This is a genomic window from Streptomyces sp. GL_141 (genome assembly GCF_057834385.1).
The window spans coordinates 2,094,343-2,113,875 of record NZ_CM174402.1 but is presented as its reverse complement, the minus strand read 5'-3'; the positions used below and the strand labels follow the sequence as shown (position 1 = coordinate 2,113,875).

At 72.4% G+C, this 19,533-nt stretch carries 14 protein-coding genes; 13 read left to right on the top strand and 1 reads right to left on the bottom strand.

Annotated features, from left to right (window positions below):
• The first annotated feature begins 251 nt into the window (after positions 1-251).
• Positions 252-2,276, top strand: a complete 2,025-nt coding sequence (locus AC3IX6_RS08895) for a LuxR C-terminal-related transcriptional regulator (RefSeq protein ID WP_489369684.1) — start codon at positions 252-254, stop codon at positions 2,274-2,276.
• An 18-nt stretch (positions 2,277-2,294) separates the two neighbouring features.
• Here AC3IX6_RS08895 and AC3IX6_RS08890 read toward each other — a convergent pair whose 3' ends face one another.
• Positions 2,295-3,410, bottom strand: a complete 1,116-nt coding sequence (locus tag AC3IX6_RS08890; RefSeq protein ID WP_489369683.1) for a 3-oxoacyl-ACP synthase III family protein — start codon at positions 3,408-3,410, stop codon at positions 2,295-2,297.
• A 359-nt stretch (positions 3,411-3,769) separates the two neighbouring features.
• Here AC3IX6_RS08890 and AC3IX6_RS08885 point away from each other — a divergent pair, with 359 nt between their 5' ends.
• From AC3IX6_RS08885 to AC3IX6_RS08830, 12 genes are all read left to right on the top strand, one after another.
• On the top strand, positions 3,770-4,858 hold the full coding sequence (locus AC3IX6_RS08885) for a polyprenyl synthetase family protein (protein WP_489369682.1): 1,089 nt from the start codon (positions 3,770-3,772) through the stop codon (positions 4,856-4,858).
• Complete coding sequence (mvk, locus tag AC3IX6_RS08880; RefSeq protein WP_489369681.1) at positions 4,858-5,961, top strand: mevalonate kinase; 1,104 nt, start codon at positions 4,858-4,860, stop codon at positions 5,959-5,961. The genes AC3IX6_RS08885 and mvk overlap by 1 nt, the downstream gene beginning before the upstream one ends.
• Positions 5,951-6,994 (top strand): diphosphomevalonate decarboxylase, encoded by a 1,044-nt coding sequence (gene mvaD, locus AC3IX6_RS08875; protein ID WP_489369680.1) that lies wholly within the window; start codon positions 5,951-5,953, stop codon positions 6,992-6,994. The genes mvk and mvaD overlap by 11 nt, the downstream gene beginning before the upstream one ends.
• A 68-nt stretch (positions 6,995-7,062) precedes the next feature.
• Positions 7,063-8,172: a phosphomevalonate kinase gene (locus AC3IX6_RS08870; protein ID WP_489369679.1), complete on the top strand. Its 1,110-nt coding sequence runs from the start codon at positions 7,063-7,065 to the stop codon at positions 8,170-8,172.
• Positions 8,169-9,320 carry a type 2 isopentenyl-diphosphate Delta-isomerase gene (fni, locus tag AC3IX6_RS08865; RefSeq protein WP_489369678.1) on the top strand — a complete coding sequence of 384 codons (1,152 nt, stop codon included), beginning with the start codon at positions 8,169-8,171 and terminating at the stop codon, positions 9,318-9,320. The genes AC3IX6_RS08870 and fni overlap by 4 nt, the downstream gene beginning before the upstream one ends.
• Positions 9,317-10,378, top strand: a complete 1,062-nt coding sequence (locus AC3IX6_RS08860; RefSeq protein WP_489369677.1) for a hydroxymethylglutaryl-CoA reductase — start codon at positions 9,317-9,319, stop codon at positions 10,376-10,378. The genes fni and AC3IX6_RS08860 overlap by 4 nt, the downstream gene beginning before the upstream one ends.
• A gap of 2 nt (positions 10,379-10,380) precedes the next feature.
• Positions 10,381-11,556, top strand: a complete 1,176-nt coding sequence (locus tag AC3IX6_RS08855) for a hydroxymethylglutaryl-CoA synthase (RefSeq protein ID WP_489369676.1) — start codon at positions 10,381-10,383, stop codon at positions 11,554-11,556.
• A gap of 239 nt (positions 11,557-11,795) precedes the next feature.
• Positions 11,796-13,055: a DUF4192 domain-containing protein gene (locus tag AC3IX6_RS08850; RefSeq protein ID WP_489371378.1), complete on the top strand. Its 1,260-nt coding sequence runs from the start codon at positions 11,796-11,798 to the stop codon at positions 13,053-13,055.
• Positions 13,056-13,486: 431 nt separating this feature from the next.
• The gene (locus AC3IX6_RS08845; protein WP_489369675.1) at positions 13,487-15,472 is read left to right on the top strand and encodes a glycogen debranching N-terminal domain-containing protein; all 1,986 of its coding nucleotides are present in this window, start codon (positions 13,487-13,489) and stop codon (positions 15,470-15,472) included.
• A 114-nt stretch (positions 15,473-15,586) separates the two neighbouring features.
• Positions 15,587-16,333 (top strand): NUDIX hydrolase, encoded by a 747-nt coding sequence (locus tag AC3IX6_RS08840; protein ID WP_250748883.1) that lies wholly within the window; start codon positions 15,587-15,589, stop codon positions 16,331-16,333.
• A gap of 206 nt (positions 16,334-16,539) precedes the next feature.
• The gene (locus tag AC3IX6_RS08835) at positions 16,540-18,381 is read left to right on the top strand and encodes an ATP-binding cassette domain-containing protein (RefSeq protein ID WP_489369674.1); all 1,842 of its coding nucleotides are present in this window, start codon (positions 16,540-16,542) and stop codon (positions 18,379-18,381) included.
• Positions 18,382-18,531: 150 nt separating this feature from the next.
• Positions 18,532-19,473, top strand: coding sequence for a FadR/GntR family transcriptional regulator (locus AC3IX6_RS08830; RefSeq protein WP_489369673.1), 942 nt, complete (start codon positions 18,532-18,534; stop codon positions 19,471-19,473).
• Positions 19,474-19,533 lie beyond the last annotated feature (60 nt).

Sequence of the window (19,533 nt, the reverse complement as noted above, 5' to 3'; positions counted from 1 at the left end):
CCAGGAGCCCCAAGAGGCCTCGGCGCCCCCGGCGCCCGCAGCGCTCGTACGTCCGGACCTGCCCGGCGGCCACCCCCGGCCGCCGGGCAGGTGTACAGCGCATTAATGCGGGAGTCCGTGGCAACCGTTTGCCAAGTCAAGACCGGACCGGGCTTCGTAAGATCCTCGCAGGAGGGTCGAGCCTTCTGTGCAGACAATGCCGACAGGCCGTTCTTGGGTGCCGGGACTACATACGGGGGAAAGCCGGGGTCATGGCAATGAAATTGCTAATGGAGAGTCGCGGTCTGAAGGCCATGGTCAACGGCGCAATACCGGCCCGGCGTGAAGACATCGTGGGCGAACAGATCCTGCGGGACATCCTCGGAGGTGAACCGGACCAGGGGCTGCTCGACTTCGCGGCCGACGCCGGCGGAAACTCTCGATTGCTTGCCGAATGCGCGACCGGGCTCATGGAGGAAGGGCTCGTAAAGGAGTACGGCGGAACGGTCGGGCTGACGGAGCGCAGGGTCCCGGGCCGCGTGGTGTCATTCGTGAAGCGTTTGCTCGGTGATCTCAGCATGGACTGCCAGCGATTCCTCAAGGTCGCCGCGGTATTGGGCAGGTCCTTCATGCTGGAGGACGTGTCCAGAATGCTGGACAAATCCGCGGCCAGTCTGCTTTCGTCCTTGGATGAAGCGATTTCTTCGGGCTTCGTCGTCGCGGCGGAACACCAACTCGTATTCCAGAGCGATTTCCTCCTGACGGGGGTCATCGAGTCGATCCCCGCTCCCGCCCGGGGCGCGTTGCAGCGCGAGGCGCTGGGTCATTCCAGGAGGCACGCGCCGTCGCACGACCGGCAGTTCTGGGTGGCCGGGCACCCGTTGTGGGTGGCCGACCGTCCGGCCGAACCGTCCCGGGAGGCCGCGGGTGACCCGGGCGAGGTCTACTCGAAGTCCCACGGCCTGATCATGGACGGAAAGGCGACCGCCGGAATTCGCACGGCGGAGCGCGTTCTCTCCAGCTCCACGAGTTCGGCCTCCGCCCGGCTCGACGCGGAAGCCTCCGTGATCCTGGGGTACTCCCTGCTCGGCATGGAGGAGGCGGAGAAGCGCTCCGCGCGGATCTTGCGGGAACAGGGAGCCGGGCCGGGTGACGTTGCCGGGCTGATGGCGCTGACGGCGCTGTCCAATGCCCGCTGGCGCGCCGGGGAGTTGGGCGAGGGGCTCAGTCTGGGGCGGGCCGCGGTGCGGTACAGCGACGGCGTGGATCCCGTGTGGCGCCTTCACTTCCGGCTGGCACTGGCCGGGAAGCTCGCCAACCTGCGCGAATTCGACAAGGCCGAGTCGCTGATCGACGACGCGGAAGCCGGCCTGCGCGAACTGGGCACCCGCGTCTGGGACGCCGCGCCCGCGGCGATGCGCGCCCGGCTGTTCCTCCAGGCGGGACGCGTCGGAGAGGCCCGCCGCCAGGCGGAGCTGGCGACCACCGCGGTCGACCGGGACGCGGTGGCGATGCTCCGGCCCCTTGCGTGCTCGGTGCTCAGTACCATCCTCCTCTACAAGGGGGATCTGCCGGCGGCGACCGAATACTTGAACAGGGTGCAGGGCGAGTTCGAGACGGACCAGGCGGTGCTCTACTCGCCGCAGTACGCCTGGACGGACGTGCGCATCGCGGTGAAAAGGGAGGGTCCGCGGGCGGCCGTCGAGCTGTTCTCCGACAAATACAGCCATCTGCCGACGCAGCGGAGCCTGTACATCGAGGATCCGGCCGCCGCCGCGTTCCTGGTCCGCCTCGCGCTGGACGTGGGGGACACCCCTCTCAAGAACAGCGTGCTCGAAACCGTCGACGGCCTCGCGGGCGACAACCCCGGCATTTCCGTGCTCGGCCTCAGTGCCCTGCACGCGAACGCCTTGGTGAGTGGAGATCCGTCCGTACTGTCGCGCATCATCGCCCAGTCGCCGGACCCGCTTTCGGTCGCCCTCGCGACGGAGGAACTCGCCAAGATCTACGGAGCGAAGGCCGATCCCGCGCAGGCGAAGCCCGAGGAAGCGGCGGCACCGCTCAATTCCGCGTGCTGGTCCGGTCTCTCCGACACGGAGCGGCGCATCGCGTATCTGGTGAGCGCGGGGATGACGAACCAGCAGATCGCCAAACGGGTCCACCTGTCGGCGCACACGGTGAATTACCACCTCAGGAAGATCTACCGGAAGCTGAACATCAACACCCGCGCCGAACTGGCGCGCGGAGCCGCGAGCTATTCGAGCAGGGCCGCGATCTATTCGATCGAAGGCGAGTAGAACGCGGGCCCCGGGCCCTCACCTCGACCGCACGGGGGCCGCGGCGTAGGCCGGATTCCTGGCCGGTCCCGCGTGCCGGGTGGGTAGCCAGCGGGTGAGTGCCGATCCCACGGACATGCCGCCGCCGAAGCCGGTGAGCAGGACCACGTCCCCGTCGGCGAGGGATCCGTCGCGGTGGGCGAGGTCGAGGGTGATGGGTACGGAGGCTGCGCCGGTGTTGCCGTAGGTCTCCAGGGCCAGGTGGAAGCTGGCCTCGGGCAGTCCGAGCGAGGGCCAGACCTCCCGGAGCATCACCGCGTTCGCCTGGTGGGCGACGACGTGACGCACCTCGCGCGGGTCCAGCCCCACGCCCGCCAGCAGGTCGCCCACGGCCCCGGGCAGGTTGTCCTGCACGAACTCGCGGACCCGCCGGCCGTCCATCCGGAAGTACTGCAGGCCCTCGTCCAGCGTCCCGGCGGTGGTCGGGGTCCGGCTGCCGCCGGCCGGCACGCTGATCAGCTCGTGCTGGTCGCCCCGGGTGAGCAGCGAAGTGGCGAATATGCCGCGGTCGTTCGGGGCCGGGCCGAGGACGACGGCCCCGGCGCCGTCACCGAACAGGATGGCCGTCCGGCGGTCGGAGTAGTCGAGGATCCGGGAGTAGATGTCCGCGCCGATGACCAGTCCGTAGCGTTCGCCCGGCTCGGTGCACAGCATCCGCTCGGCCACCGTCAGCGCGTACACGAAACCGCTGCACACCGCGTTCAGGTCGAAGGCCGCCGCGTTCACCGCCCCCAGCTGGTGCTGGACGATGCTCGCCGTGGACGGCTGCGGGTGATCGGGTGTGGACGTGGCGACGACGATGTAGGCGAGCTCCTCGGGGCCGACACCCGCCTGCTCGAGAGCCCGGACGGCAGCCGCCGCGGCGAGGTCGGAAGTGGCCTGGCCGGGATCCGCCCGGCGGCGGCTCCGAATGCCGGTCTTGCGGACGATCCATTCGTCCGTGACCCCGGCCCGTTCGGCGATCTCGTCGTTGGAGACTTCGGTCGGCGGGAGGTGCGCGCCGGTACCGAGGATTCCGATGGATCGGATGGATCGGATGGTGACTCCCGTGGTGAGGTGGCGGTTCGAATGGCCGCCCCCGTGTTGTCGGGACAATCATTCGAGAAGTCGGCTCATCGTGACACGACATGCTCCCGCATTTCCCTGAGAGGGAATGTCTCACTCGGTTGAGTGGGACCCCTCCCGTACGCGCACTTCCCCTGTCAGTGGGCACTACTCGGTTGAGTAGTGGGCAGGTTGACGCCCCGTGGCTAACATCGAAGCATGCTGATCACGTGTGGGGTGGCTTAAGGCCATGGATGGGCTTCTGCGGAAATCGGCGAGGCCGATGTGTATTCGGAAAGGGCTGACGGCCCGGACTCGGGTGACGTGATCTCGGCGAATTCGTGCACATGCGAGTACAAGTACGAGATTGATGATGAGAATGACCGTCACATCGACCGGGAGAAGAGAGCATGACCGTCAGTCATCTCGGGGCAGCCGTGGATACGACTGCCATCGACGCCGCGATAGTTGAGTTCTTCGGCCAGCGCCGGGCCGAAGCCGACGCGCTCGGCCAGGACTTCGCGGCAGTGGTCGCCGAGCTGGAGCACTACGTCCTGCGCGGCGGCAAGCGAGTCCGGCCGGTCTTCGCCTGGCTGGGCTGGCTCGGTGCCGGCGGCGACCAGGACGATCCGGACGCCACGGCGGTGCTGACCGCTTGCGCAGGGCTCGAACTGCTGCACGCGTCGGCCTTGATACACGACGACATCATCGATGCGTCCGACACCCGCCGCGGCCGTCCCGCCGCACACGTGGCGCTGGCCGCGCGGCACCGGACCCGGGGCTTCTCCGGAGCACCCGAGGCCTTCGGGACCGGAACCGCCATCCTGGTCGGCGACTTGGCCCAGACCTGGTCCGACGTCATGGTCCGCGCATCGGGATTGTCGGCGGAGGCGCAGGCCCGGGTCGGGCCGGTGTGGTCCGCGGTGCGCTCGGAAGTCCTGTACGGCCAGCTGCTCGACGTGATCAACCAGGCGAGCGACGACGAGAGCGTCGATGCGGCCCTGCGCGTCAACCAGTACAAGACGGCCTCCTACACGGTGGAGCGCCCGCTGCAGTTCGGCGCCGCGATCGCCGGCGCGGGGGCGGACCTCGTCGCCGCCTACGGGGCGTTCGGGGCGGACATCGGAATCGCGTTCCAGCTCCGGGACGACCTGCTGGGCGTGTTCGGCGACCCGACGGTGACGGGAAAACCATCGGGCGACGACCTTCGAGAGGGAAAGCGCACGGTGCTGCTCGCGACGGCGCTCAAACAAGCGGACGAATGCGATCCGGACGCGGCGAGGTTCCTCAGGGCGAAGATAGGCACCGAGCTCTCCGAGAACGAGATCGACGCCCTTCGGGACATCTTCGTCACGGTCGGCGCCGTGGACCAGATCGAGCGCCAGATCGCGCACCGGACCGACCGGGCCATGGGCGTACTGGAATCCAGCAGCGCCACCGCCCCCGCAAAGGACCAGCTCGCCATGATGGCGATCAATGCCACGCAGCGAGCTCGCTGATGACCCTGACGAATGCGCAGGCTTTCGCCGACCACGCCGTCTCCGCGGGTGACGCGGACCTCGAAGACGGACGGGTCGGATGGGGGCGCGCCCACGCAAAGGCCATCCTGCTAGGCGAGCACGCCGTCGTTTACGGCGCACCGGCACTGGCCATTCCGGTCCCGCAATTGCCGGTGACCGCGACCGCCAGGCGATTGCGCTGCTCCGACCACGGCGCGGACAGGATCTCCTTCGCCATGGCGGGCCCGGGGCCCGGGGCGGTCACACCGCTGGCCGCGGACGGCCTGCGGTGCCTGCTCCCGGACTTCAAGGCGATCACGGGTGTCGACGGCCACGTCTGTGTCGACGTGATCATCGACTGCGCGATCCCGCAGGGCCGTGGGCTCGGCTCCAGCGCCGCCTGCGCCCGGGCGGCCGTGCTGGCCCTGGCCGACCTCTTCGATCGCCGGCTGGACGCCCGCGAGGTGTTCGATCTCGTACAGGCTTCGGAGAAGGTGGCGCACGGCAGGTCGAGCGGTATCGACGCGCTCGCCACCGGCGCGACGTCCCCCCTCCTCTTCCGTTCCGGCGGGGCCCGGGAACTGCCCGTCCCCATGCCGGGACACGCCCCCGCGGAATCCCCCGAGCGGGCCGACGGCGACGCCGGTGAAGGCCGGTCCTACGCGTTCGACGGGCTGTTCGTCCTGGCGGACAGCGGGGTCAGTGGCAGTACCAAGGAAGCGGTCGAGCTCCTGTGGCGGAAGTTCCAGCGCAGCGCGCACACGCAGGCGGACTTCATCGTCGGCGTCTCGCGCCTGACCCGCGCCGCCGCACGTGATCTCGAGTACGGCCGCACGAGCGACTTCGGCGCTCGGATGACAGAAAACCACCAGCTGCTCCGCGAGTTGGGGCTCAGTACGGACCGGATCGACGAGCTGGTCGACGCCGCTCTCGCGGCCGGCGGCCTGGGCGCCAAGATCAGCGGCGGCGGCTTGGGCGGCTGCGTGATCGCGCTGGCCGCAGAGCCGCGCCAGGCGGAGGCGACCGTGCGGAGCCTCCACGAAGCCGGCGCCGTCCGTACCTGGGTAGTCCCGACGGGAAGGTTTGCACACCATGACGATTGACCACAGCGTGGGGCTGACGCAGGAGAGCCTCCTCGGCCGCGGGTCGACCGCCGTCGCCCATCCGAACATCGCGCTCATCAAGTACTGGGGCAAGCGCGACGAGGGACTCGTCATCCCGTACGTCGACAGCCTGTCGATGACCCTGGACGTCTTCCCGACGCACACCACGGTCCGGCTCGACCCCGAGGCGCGGGCCGACAGCGTCATCCTCGACGGAAGGCCCGCCGAGGGTGAGCCGCACCGGCGCGTCGTCGTCTTCCTGGATCTCGTACGGGAGTTGGCCGGCCGCACCGAACGGGCCGCCGTCGACACCCGCAACGCCGTCCCCACCGGGGCGGGACTGGCCTCGTCGGCGAGCGGCTTCGCCGCCCTCGCCGTCGCCGCCACCGCCGCGTACGGGCTGGACCTCGACCCGACCGCCCTCTCCCGCCTCGCCCGGCGCGGCTCCGCGTCGGCCTCCCGGTCGATCTTCGGCGGCTTCGCCCTGTGCCACGCGGGCCAGGGCGTCGGCGAGGCGGCGGACCTCAGCTCCTATGCCGAGCCGGTGCCCCTCCCCGACTTCGACCCCGCCCTGGTGGTCGCCCTGGTCAACGCCGGCCCCAAGGCCGTGTCCAGCCGGGCGGCCATGCGGCGGACCGTCGAGACCTCGCCGCTCTACCAGGCCTGGGCGACGTCGAGCAAGGGAGACCTGATCGACATGCGCGCCGCGCTGCTCCGCGGCGACCTCGAAGCGGTGGGGGAGATCGCGGAGCGCAACGCCCTCGGCATGCACGCGACCATGCTGGCCGCGCGGCCGGCGGTGCGCTACCTGTCACCGGCCACGGTGGCCGTGCTCGACAGCGTCCTGGAGCTCCGCAAGGACGGCGTGGCGGCCTACGCGACCATGGACGCCGGACCCAACGTCAAGGTGCTCTGCCACCCCGAGGCCGCGCCCCGGGTCGCCGAAACGCTGCTGGCCGCCGCCCCCGGATGCTCGGTGCTCACCGCACGGCGCGGGCCGGGAGCCCGGCTGCGGGCGGCGGACGAGCAGTGACCGGCCCGAGCAGCGTGGCCGGTGCGAGCAGAGCGGCCGGTACGAGAACCGTGGCCGGTACGGGAGCCGTGACCCGGTATGCACCCGGCAAGCTGTTCATCGTCGGTGAGTACGCGGTCGTGCAGCCAGGTCACCCGGCGATCCTCGCGGCCGTCGACCGGCAGGTCGGCGTCACCGTATCGGCAGCCCACCCCGGCGGCGGCGCCGACGTAGAGATCGATTCCGACCTCTGCCCGGGAGGGGCGCGACTGCGCCGGGGTGACGGCGGGCTCGTCGCACTCGGCGCGGACGACGATCAGCGAGTGCGGGACGGGCTCACCCACGTGGTGTCGGCGATCGACGTGGTCGACGGGCTGCTGGCCGAGCAGGGGCTGTCCGCGGCCCCCGTCCAGGTCTCGATCAGCAGTCGCCTGCACCACGAGGGAACCAAGCTCGGCCTGGGATCCAGCGGGGCGGTGACGGTCGCCTCGGTGTCCGCCGTAGCCGCGTACTACGGCTTGGAGCTGTCGGACGAGGAGCGGTTCCGGCTCGCGATGCTCGCGACGGCGCGGCTCGACGCCCGTTCCTCCGGCGGCGATCTCGCCGCGAGCGTCTGGGGCGGGTGGATCGAGTACCAAGCGCCCGATCGGGCCGCTGTACTCGACCTGTTGCGGCGCCGGGGCATCGCGGAGTCGCTCCGCGCGCCGTGGCCGGGGTTCGGTCTGCGACGGCTGCCGTCGCCCCGTGGCCTGGCGGTCGAAGTGGGCTGGACCGGCCGGCCGGCCAGTACGGCTTCGCTGGTCGGGAGCCTCGGACGGCGCGCGTGGCACGGCAGCGCGTCCCAGCGGAGCTTCGTGGAACGCAGCGACGCGTGCGTGCGCGCCTCGGCCGACGCGCTCGAACGGGGCGACGGCCCCGAGTTGCTCCGGCAGGTCCGGGGCGCCCGCCGGATGCTCGCCGAACTGGACGAAGAGGTCCGGCTCGGAATCTTCACCACCACACTGACCGCGCTGTGCGATGCCGCCGAGTCCGTCGGCGGCGCGGGGAAACCGTCGGGTGCCGGGGGCGGCGACTGCGGCATCGCGCTGCTGGACGCCACGGCGGAAGAGCAGATCTCGCACCTGCGCAAGGAATGGGCCGCCGCAGGGGTGCTCCCCGTGCCGATCCATCTCCAGTCGACGAAAGGGAGCGCAGCATGATCGCTGAGCGCAAGGACGACCACGTGCGGTTCGCCGCCGAGCAACAACGCCACCTGGGCGGATACAACCAGTTCGACGAGGTGTCCTTCGTCCACCACGCGCTGGCCGGCATCGACCGGTCCGACGCCTCGCTGGTCACGCGGTTCGGCGGCATGGAATGGAAGGTGCCGCTGTACATCAACGCGATGACCGGTGGCAGCGTGCGGACGGGCGCCATCAACCGGGATCTGGCGATCGCGGCCCGGGAGACCGGCGTGCCCATCGCGACCGGCTCCATGAGCGCGTACTTCGCCGACGAGGCCGTGGCCGACACCTTCGGCGTGCTGCGCCGCGAGAACCCGGACGGGTTCGTCATGGCCAACATCAACGCCAACGCCTCCGTGGAGAAGGCGCGGCGGGCCGTGGACCTGCTGCGGGCGGACGCCCTGCAGATCCACCTCAACGTCATCCAGGAAACGGTCATGCCGGAGGGCGACCGCTCCTTCTCCTCCTGGGGACCGCAGATCGAGAAGATCGCGGACGCGGTCGGACCCGACGTACCGGTGATCGTGAAGGAAGTCGGCTTCGGACTGAGCCGCGAGACCATAGCGGCGCTGAGCGACATGGGCGTGCGCGTGGCCGACGTCGCCGGCCGCGGCGGCACGGACTTCGCGCGCATCGAAAACGACCGGCGCAAGCACGCCGACTACGCCTACCTCAACGGCTGGGGCCAGTCGGCCCCCGCCTGCCTGCTGGACTCCCAGAACGCCGCCATCCCGGTACTGGCGTCCGGTGGGGTCCGCAACCCGCTCGACGTGGTGCGCGGACTGGCGCTCGGCGCCGCCGCCGTGGGCGTGTCCGGAGGCTTCCTGCGGACCGTTCTCGACGGCGGCCCGTCCGCCCTGATCGCGCAGATCACCACGTGGCTCGACCAGGTGGAAGCCCTGATGACCGCGCTGGGCGCGCGCACCCCGGCCGATCTGAGCCGGTGCGACGTACTCGTCCACGGCGACCTGCGCGCCTTCTGCGCCGACCGCGGGATCGACACCCGCCGGCTGGCCACCCGCTCCCGCTCGCACTCCGACTCCCACTCGCACTCCGACTCCCACTCCCACGCCGACTCCCACTCCCACGACACCGCTCACGAAACGGTTGGAGACATCCGATGAACGACACGCACGCGGTCGCCGGCGTTCCCATGAAATGGGTAGGCCCCCTGAGGATTTCGGGGAACGTGGCGAACGTCGAGACAGAGGTCCCGCTCGCCACGTACGAGTCGCCCCTGTGGCCCTCCGTCAACCGCGGGGCGAAGATCTCCAGGCTGGTCGAGCAGGGCATCGTCGCCACCCTCATCGACGAGCGGATGACGCGCTCGGTGCTCGTCACGGCCAAGGACGCGCAGACCGCGTACCTGGCGGCGCTCGAGGTCGACGCCCGGTTCGACGAGCTGCGCGCCGTCGTCCGCACCTGCGGCCGCTTCGTCGAACTGATCGGGTTCCGCCACGAGATCGTGGCCAACCTGCTCTTCCTGCGGTTCGAGTTCAGCACCGGCGACGCCTCCGGGCACAACATGGCGACCCTGGCCGCGGATGCGCTCCTGAAGCACATCCTCGGTGCCATTCCGGGGATCTCGTACGGCTCGATCTCCGCGAACTACTGCACCGACAAGAAGGCGACCGCGATCAACGGCATCCTCGGCCGTGGCAAGAACGTGGTCACCGAGCTGCTCGTACCGCGCGAGATCGTCCGCGACGTGCTGCACACCTCGGCCGCCGCGATAGCCGAGCTGAACGTGCGCAAGAACCTGATCGGCACCCTGCTCGCCGGCGGGATCCGATCCGCCAACGCCCATTACGCGAACATGCTGCTCGGGTTCTACCTGGCGACCGGCCAGGACGCGGCCAACATCGTCGAAGGCTCCCAGGGCGTGACCGTCGCCGAGGACCGGGACGGCGACCTGTACTTCTCCTGCACCCTGCCGAACCTGATCGTCGGAACGGTCGGCAACGGAAAGGGACTCGACTTCGTCGAGGAGAACCTGGTGCGCCTGGGCTGCCGCGAGGAGCGCGAGCCCGGCGAGAACGCACGGCGGCTCGCGGTCATGATCGCCGCGACGGTGTTGTGCGGTGAGCTCTCCCTCATGGCGGCGCAGACCAATCCGGGCGAACTCATGCGGGCGCACGTCGCACTGGAGCGCAAGAACTCGACCGCGAAGATCGGACGGTAGAGATGCCCAGGGATCTCGCGGTCGGAATCCACGACCTCTCCTTCGCCACCGGCCAGCTCGTCCTGACCCACGAGACACTGGCCGCCCACAACGGCACCGAACTGGGCAAGTACCACGTGGGCATCGGCCAGCGGTCGATGAGCGTGCCCGCCGCCGACGAGGACATCGTGACGATGGGGGCCGCCGCTGCCGCCCCCATCCTCGCCCGGCACGGCGCCGACCGGATCCGTACGGTCATCTTCGCCACGGAGTCCTCCGTCGACCAGGCGAAGGCAGCCGGCATCCACGTGCACTCGCTGCTGTCGATGCCCTCCGCCACCCGCGTCGTCGAGCTGAAGCAGGCCTGCTACGGCGGCACCGCGGCCCTGCAGTTCGCCATCGGGCTCGTCCACCGGGATCCCTCGCAGCAGGTCCTCGTGATCGCCGGTGACGTCTCGAAGTACGAGCTGGACAAGCCGGGCGAGGCCACCCAGGGGGCCGCGGCGGTGGCCATGCTGATCAGCGCGGACCCCGATCTGGTGCGCATCGAGGAACCGTCCGGGGTGTTCACCGCCGACATCATGGACTTCTGGCGGCCGAACTATCTCACCACCGCCCTGGTCGACGGGAAGGAGTCCGTCTCCGCGTACTTGCAGGCCATGGACGGTGCGTGGAAGGACTACACCGAGCAAGGCGGCCGCGCGTTCGAGGAGTTCGCGGCGTTCTGCTACCACCAGCCGTTCACGAAGATGGCCTACAAGGCGCACCGGGCCCTGCTCGAGAGCTGCGGGCGGGAAGTCGACGAGGCCGAGGTCATCCGCGCCATCGGGCAGACGACGGCGTACAACGAGGACATCGGCAACAGCTACACCGCGTCCGTGTACCTCGGGCTGGCCGCGCTGCTCGACAACGCCGACGATCTGACCGGCAAGGCCATCGGCCTGCTCAGCTACGGGTCGGGCAGCGTCGCCGAGTTCTTCGCCGGCATCCCCGTCCCGGGCTACCGCGCGCACCTGCGGTCCGAGCAGCACCGCGAGGCGATCGCCCGGCGCCTTGACATCGGCTACGCCGACTACCGGGAACGCCACGAGCAGGCCTTTCCCGTCGACGGCGGCGACTACCCGGCGCCGAGGGAAACCACCGGGCCGTACCGGCTGGCCGGGCTGTTCGGGCACAAGCGGGTCTACGAGCCGCGCTAAAACGCATCGTGTTCCTGATCGTGTTCCTGTGCCGGCGGCGCCCCACGGCGCCGCCGGCACGCTGCCGTGGGTTATCCACAGGGGTTTCCGGATCCTGTCGGACACGGGACCTTCGGGACATGACGAACAACAACCACGAAGCAGCACACATCCCGTCCGACTCCTCGTCCTCCTCGTCCTCGGCCTCCTCATCCGAATCGTCCACCGGTTCGTCCGGAGGCGTCGACGCATCCCGGATCATGCTGCGCAGTCCGGCCGAACTGGCCGACGCGCTGCCCTACATGCTCGGCTTCCATCCGAGCGACTCCCTCGTCATGGTCGCCGTCCACGGGGAGGCCGGGCGCTTCGGCGGCCGGCTCCGGGTGGGCATCCCGGCAGCCCCCGAGGAATGGGAGGACACCGCCCGGCAGGTCGCCGACTGTCTGATCCGCGGCAGCGTGCGGCGCGGATCCAGGCCCGACGGCATCATCGTCTTCCTCTGCCAGGACCCGCACCGCGGCGACAGCGCGCAGCGGGTGATGACCAGGCTGCGCCCGCTCGCCCAGCGGATCCGGCGGGCCTGCGGGGCCCTGGACGTGCCCGTACTGGAGGCCCTGTGCCTCTCCGCCGGGCGGTACTGGTCCTACTGCTGCCCCGACGGGCGGTGCTGTCCCGCCGAGGGCACCGCGCTGGCCGCGCCGGGCACCTCGGTGATGGCGGCAGCGGCCACGTTCGCGGGACTCCAGGTGCGCGGCTCCCTCCGGGAGATCGAGCGCAGGCTGACACCGCTGCGCGGGACGGTGGCCGGCGAGATGGAAGGGGCCCTGGACCGGGCGGCCGTCGCGCTGGTGCCGAAGATCCTCGACGGGGCCACCCGGGAGGAGGTGGGGGCCGAGACCGTCCTGCTCGCCCGCGCGCTGATCCAGCGCATGACCCTGGCACCGCCGTCCGAAGGCGGCTCCGGAGCCGATGCCTGGGACGACGGGCTACTGGGCCACGACGAGGCCGCCTCGCTGATCCTCGGGCTCCAGGACCGCGAGGTCCGCGACATCGCCGCCGAGTGGATGGAGGGCGAGGAGGCGGCCCCCGCCCTGCGGCTCTGGCGCGCCCTGGCCCGGCGCTGCGTCGGGGCCTACGGGGAGCACGCGGCGGCTCCCCTCACCCTGGCGGGCTGGGTCTCCTGGTCCACCGGGGACGAGCCGACGGCCAGGATCGCCCTGGGGCTGGCCCTGCGGGCGGACGACGGGTACCGCTTCGCGCAGCTGCTCCACCACGCGTGCAACGAGGGGATCGACCCGGAGGGGCTGCGGCAGTGCCTGCGGGAGGAGCGGCGGCGCCGGGAGCCGCGCCGCGGGAGGCTGCCCGCAGGATCCCGGCGGGCGGGCTCCGCCACCAGGCCGCCGGGCCGCCCGGGCAGGGCGGGCAGTTCGGGCAGTGCGGGCAGTGCGGGCAGTGCGGGTGGTTCGGGCAGGGCGAGCGGCCGCCGCGAGTCCGGGAGCACCGCGGGGAGCGAGCAGTGAAGCGCGGGTGGGGCCGGGACACGGCCCGGGGCCGGGGCCGGGTCGCAGGCCAGGATGTGGGCGGGGCTGCCGGCCGGGCTACGGGCGGGGCTGCGGGCGGGGCCGCGGGCCGGGTTGCGGGCTGTGATGCGGGCCGGGTTGCGGACCGCAGGCGGGTTCGGGAGCGGGCCAGCGGCCGGGGCGGAGATGGCTGTGCGGTGCGGGTGGGCGGCTGGGGCGAGGGGTGCGGGTCCGTGATCCGGGGGTGGCTGCGGGAAAGGGTGCGAGCGGTCCTGCGGCGGCCGGCCCCGCGAAGGCCGGTGCTCCGCCGGGCGCAGCCCCCTCCGGGGCCCGTGACCCGGGCGGGGGCGGGGGCGTTGCGCTGGGGGGTGGTGGGGATCCGGCCGCGCCGCCGCCCAGCCGATCCACCCGGAGCGCAGACAAGGCGACCCATGTCTCACCCCGTACCCCCCGCCCGCGTAGCCCCCTCCCGCAGGGCCGACCTGCCACCCGTGCACGGTGCCGTCATCTGCGTCTCCGCGCCCTGCCTGGTCATCTCGCCCGAGCACGGCCAGCTCACCGGGCGGGGCGCCGACGGGATCTACCGCGCCGGGCTCCGGCTGCTGTCCCGCTGCGTGCTGCGCGTCGCCGGCCGGGATCCGGTCGCCGTCCAGGGCCGCAGCCTCGGCGCCGACCGGGCCTCCTTCACCGCGACCGTCCGGACCGGGGCGGAGCCCGGGCCCGATCCCGACGTCGGAGTCGAGCGGATCCGGCACGCAGACGGCACCGAGCGGATCACCCTGCGCAGCTTCACCGGTCGGCCGCTGCGGATCCCGGTGGAGGTCTCGCTCGGCACCGACCTGGCGGAGCTGGCCGACGTGGCCGCCGGCCGGGCCGGGCCCGAGCTGCCCGCGGCGGTGCACGCCGCCGGGCTGCGCTGGACCAACGGCGAGGCCCAGGCCGTCACCGCGGCCGAGCCGCCTCCGGACGACGCGCTGGCCTCGGCCGGGCTGCTGCGCTGGCAGCTCGAACTGCGCCCCGGCGAGTCCCGCACCATCGAGCTGCGGACCACCCGGGACCGAGGGGCCCGGGCCCCCGCCGGACAGGTGGCCAATCCGCTGTCCGACGACGCTCGCGCGGAGGGCGACGACCCGCGGGCCGAGGCATGGCTGCGCACGAGCGTGCAGGACCTGGGCGCCCTGCTGCTCAGGGATCCGAAGCAGCCGGCCGACAGCTACGCGGCGGCCGGAGTGCCGTGGCGGCTCGGGCTGGCCCCGGCGGAGTCCCTGTGGGCCGCCCGCATGGCGCTCCCGCTCGGCACCGGACTGGCCGCCGCCACCCTGCGGATCCTGGCCCGGACCCAGACCGGAGGGCGGGGCGCCGACGCGGGGAAGATCCCGGGGCCGCTCCGGGGAGCCGGACCGCAGCTGCCCCCGGGATGCACCGGGACCGAGGCGACGCTCGCCTTCCCCGCGGTGCTCGCCGAAGCCCGGCTCTGGGGGATGCCCGAGGCGGAGGTGGCCCAGCTGCTCCCCGCCGCCGAGCGGTGCCTGGAGTGGATCCGGGGCGCCTTCGGGGAGGACGGCTTCCTGGCCGATCCCGATCCGGGACCACGGCGCTGTGAAACCCAGGCCCACGCGCATCGCGCCCTGCTCCTCGGGGCCGACCTGCTCGCCGGGTGCGGGCGGCCCGGAGCCGAGGAGTGGCGGGACCGGGCGGCCGCGCTGCGGGAGCGGTTCGCAGCCCGCTTCTGGGTCGACGGCCCGGACGGCGGCCGGCCCGCGGCGGCCCTCCATCCCGACGGGCGGCCCCTGCCCCGGCTGACGGGGGCCGCCGCCCACCTGCTGGACACCGGGCTGCTCGGTGGCGGCCGGCTCGCGCGCGGCCTGCTCGACCGGGTCCGCACGGAGCAGCTGGCCCGGCTGCTGGGAGCCCCGGCCATGGATTCCGGTTGGGGGCTGCGCAGCATGGCGGTGCGCGAGCCGGGGCACAACCCGTTCGGGTACCGCTCGGGCGCGGTGCGGCCGTACGAGAGCGCGGTCGCCGTGGCCGGCCTGGCCCAGGCGGGCTGCGAGAAGGAGGCCACGGGGCTGCTCCGGGGCATGCTGGACGCGGCAGAGGGCTTCGGCTACCGCCTCCCGGAGATGTACGCGGCCGAGCAGCGCACCGAGGGCAGCGCTCCGCTTCCGCATCCGGCGGCCTGCCGGCCGGCGGCGGTCGCGGCGGCCGCGGGGGTCCACGTACTGACCGCGCTGGCCGGTATCCGACCGGACGCCCCCGCCGGCACGGTCGCCCTCGTACCGCTCCCCGGTGCTCCGCTCGGCGGGCTCCGCCTCTCCGGGCTGCAGGTTTCGGGGGAACCCTTCGCCGTCCGGATCAGCCGCCTGGGCCTGGGCATGGTGGAGGAGGCCGCCGATGCACTCCAACTGGGCGGGTAGGGCGGGTAGGAGGCGCCCTGCCGATCGGGCCGCAGCGGGCCGGGGCTTCCGGTTCCCGGGTCCGAAGATCCCGAAAGCTCTGTTTATCGTCAGGCAGACGACTATGATCGCGTCATGTCGCCCTACGACCCGTCGGCCTTTCCGCCCTTCGCCGTCACCGTCGACCTGGTCGTGCTCACCGTGCGGCGCCATGCGCTCTGCGCGCTGGTCATCCGACGGGGTGAGCAGCCGTTCCAGGGACGCTGGGCGCTGCCCGGCGGCTTCGTCCGCGGGGACGAGGACCTGTCGGCGGCCGCGGCCCGCGAACTGTCCGAGGAGACCGGCCTCTGCGCCCATGACCCGGCCGCCCCGGACGTGGGCAACGGGGCGCACCTGGAACAGCTGGCGACCTACGGTGATCCGAAGCGGGATCCGCGCATGCGCGTGGTCAGCGTCGCGCATCTGGTGCTCGCTCCGGATCTGCCCGCGCCCCGGGCCGGCGGCGATGCCAACAGCGCGCGCTGGGCCCCCGTCGACGAACTCCTGTCCACGGACGGCCAGACCGGCGCCGGACTCGCCTTCGACCACGAGCAGATCCTCGCCGACGGGGTCGAGCGGGCCCGCTCGAAGATCGAGTACTCCTCGCTGGCCACCGCCTTCTGCCCGCCCGAGTTCACCGTCGGCGAGCTGCGCCGGGTCTACGAAGCGGTCTGGGGGGTCGCCCTCGACCCCCGCAACTTCCACCGCAAGGTCACCGGCACCCCCGGGTTCCTGGTCCCGGCCGGGGGCACGACGACGCGTCAGGGCGGCCGTCCCGCCCAGCTGTTCCGGGCCGGCGGGGCCACCCTGCTCAACCCGCCGATGCTGCGCCCGGAAGTCTGACGCCAGGGCGCCCCGCACCATCCCCGGGGCGCCACCCGCGCCGATGGCCCGGCCGGTGCCCGGGCTCCCGCGGCCGTGGCCGGCGGATCCGGCGCCGACACGGGCGCGATGCGCGACGGCCTGCGCCTTAAATCGGACATATCGCGTTATCTTGTTAGCGGTATTCACCCTGCCGCAGAGCGGTCTCACCCCCCGCGAGAGAAGCGATGCTCCAGGCCATCGGACTCACCAGCACCCCCCGTCGAAACCACCCGCCCCTGGTGGACGACCTCACCTTCGAGGCCCGCCCCGGGAGCGTGACCGCGCTGCTCGGCGAGCCCGGCTCGGGCAAGACCACCGCGCTGCGGCTCATGCTCGAACTCGAACCGGGCCGCGGAGTCACCTACTTCCGCGGGCGCCCCCTGCACCGGATCCCGCATCCGGGCCGCGAGGTCGGCGTGCTCCTCGGCGACCTCCCCGGCAACCCCTCGCGCACCGTGCGCGGCCAGCTGCGGATGCTCTGCGCCGCCGCCGGCGTACCGGCCGCGCGGGCCGACGCCATGCTGGAGGTCGTCGGCGTCGCGGGACTGCGCGACCAGCGGCTCGGCTCGCTCTCGCTCGGCATGGAGCGCAGGGTCGCGTTGGCCGCCGCCCTGCTCGCCGACCCCTGCACGCTCCTCCTCGACGAGCCCGCCGCCGGGCTCTCGCCCCGTGAACGGAGCTGGCTGCACGGGCTGCTGCGCGGCCACGCCTCCCTCGGCGGTGCGGTGCTGTTCACCACCGACGACGCGAAGGAGGCCGCCCGCAGCGCGGACCGGGTCGTGAGCATCGAGGCGGGCCGGCTCGTCGCCGACCAGGACGCCGCCGAGTTCGCCCGGACCAGGCTCAGGCCGCGGGTCGCCGTACGCACCCCGCACGCCGCCCGGCTGGCCGACGTACTGGGCCGGGAGGCGCGGGCCGCCCAGCGCACGGTGGAGATCGTGGAGGAGAGCGGCAGCCGGCTGTCCGTCTACGGCAGCAACTGCGCCGAGGTCGGCGAGGCGGCCTTCCGGCACGGCGTGCTCGTCCACCAACTCGCCGACGAGACCGGCGATGCGGGAGCGCAGCCGTCGCTGCCGCGCGCCCGGGACCGCGCCGGATCCGGGTCCCAGAACCAGGCCCAGGACCAGGCCCAGGCCGCGACCGGAACGCCGGCCGCGACCGGAGCGGGCGGCGGCGACCGGCCCCGCTTCGCGCGGCCCGCACGCTCCGCCCGGCCCGCCCGGTCGAGCGGGCCCGTCTCGACGGTGCGCCGGCTCGGCGGCCCGCTGCGGCCCCTGCGCTACGAGCTGCACCGGACCTTCGGCACGGCCACCCCCGTGCTCACCGCCGCCTTCGTCGTCGCCGTCTCCGTCGTCACCACGCTGGTGCTGGCGCGGGCCGGCCACACCTCGCAGAACCGGTTGCTCGCCGCCTGGCCGGAGCTGCTCCCGCTGCCGCCCGCGGCGCTCGGGGCCGGACTGCTCGGGGCTCTGGCCTTCGGCGAGGAGTATCGCTACCCCGCGCTCGCCGCCGATCGCGGCACCGTCCCGCGCCGGCTCGGGCTGCTCACGGCGAAGCTCGGCGTCAGCGCCGCCCTGGCGCTGCTGCTCGGCGCCCTCGCCGTGACCGCCGACACCGCCGCCCTGACACTGGTGTTCGGCAGCGCGCCGCTCCGTACGCCCGCGGAGTGGGTCTCCCCGGCGGCGAGTTGGGCGGGGCTGCTCATCGGCTGCGCCTGGTCCGGCGTCCTGGCCTCCGGCGTCTTCCGGTCCGCCTCCGCCGGTCTGGCCGCGGTGCTCGCCGTACCGGTCATGGTCGTACCGCTGGTGCGCAAGGCCCTGGACGGCCCGTCCGCGTACCCGGTCACCGGTCTCGCGGAGCGGCTGCGCGGTCTTGCCTGGGCGCAGTGGCCGCCGGAGGCGGACCGGGTGGTCCTCGGGGCGATCCGGGTGATGGCCCAACCGGTCGGCACGGCCCTGGTGTTGTCGCTGATGGTCCTGTTGTGCGCCTATGGGTTCACAGGACTGCGCGGCCGCGTCCGTTTGTGAGGGATCGTTGGTGATCGTTCCGGTGCCGGTCCGGACCCAACGGGACCGTTGTGGTTCACATCAAGCCGGGCGGACCGCAACTCCCCGCAAAAGGCCCGGTTCTTTACGATAAGTCGTCAATTGCGTAGGTGGCACCGATCACCCTTTCGTGTGCTTTTCACCAAAGACCTCAAGGGTCGCGGAGACACGGCCGACAAAGGATTCGTGAGTACCCTTGCGCACACCATGATGACCGCCGCCCGCCATGCCGATTCCGGCCTCGCCGGCGCGGGCGAACTCGACCGCTACCCCTACCCGGAGGCCTCGGGGGCCGACCGGGTGGGAGTGCCCCACTGGGACGGATCCGACGTCGAGTTGAGCCGGGTCGGCCGCCGCGCCGCAGGCAGCCGCGGCCGCGGACTGCACGGCCAACTCGTCCAGCAGCTCGGCCAGATGATCGTCTCGGGCGACCTCGGCGCGGACCGCCCGCTGGTCCCCGAGGAGATCGGGCAGCGTTTCGAGGTCTCCCGCACCGTCGTTCGCGAATCCCTGCGCGTCCTCGAGGCCAAGGGCCTCGTCAGCGCCCGCCCCAACGTCGGCACCCGGGTCCGCCCGGTCGCCGACTGGAACCTGCTCGACCCCGACATCATCGAGTGGCGCGCCTTCGGCCCGCAGCGCGACGACCAGCGCCGTGAGCTGGGCGAGCTCCGCTGGACCATCGAACCGCTCGCCGCCCGCCTCGCCGCCGGCCACGGCCGACCGGAGATCCAGCAACGCCTCGCCGACATGGTCGAGATCATGGGACACGCCCTCGGGCAGGGCGATTCGATCACCTTCGCGCGTGCGGACAACGAGTTCCACGCCCTGCTCATCCAGGTCGCGGCCAACCGCATGCTGGAGCACCTCTCCGGCATCGTCTCCGCCGCCCTCCAGGTGTCCGGCAGCCCCATCACCTCCTGCGACCGCCCCAGCGAGACCTGCGTCGCGCACCACGCGCGCATGGTCGAGTGCCTCGCCGCCGGCGACGCGGTGGGCGCGGAGAACGCCATGCGCCAGCTTCTGACGGTGCATCCGGAGGTCGAGCGCGTGGTCCCCGCCCCGCGCGAGCACTGACGGACCGCAGCGCGCGGGTGCGGGCACGGGCGTGGCGTGGGAGTGCCGAATGGGCCGCCG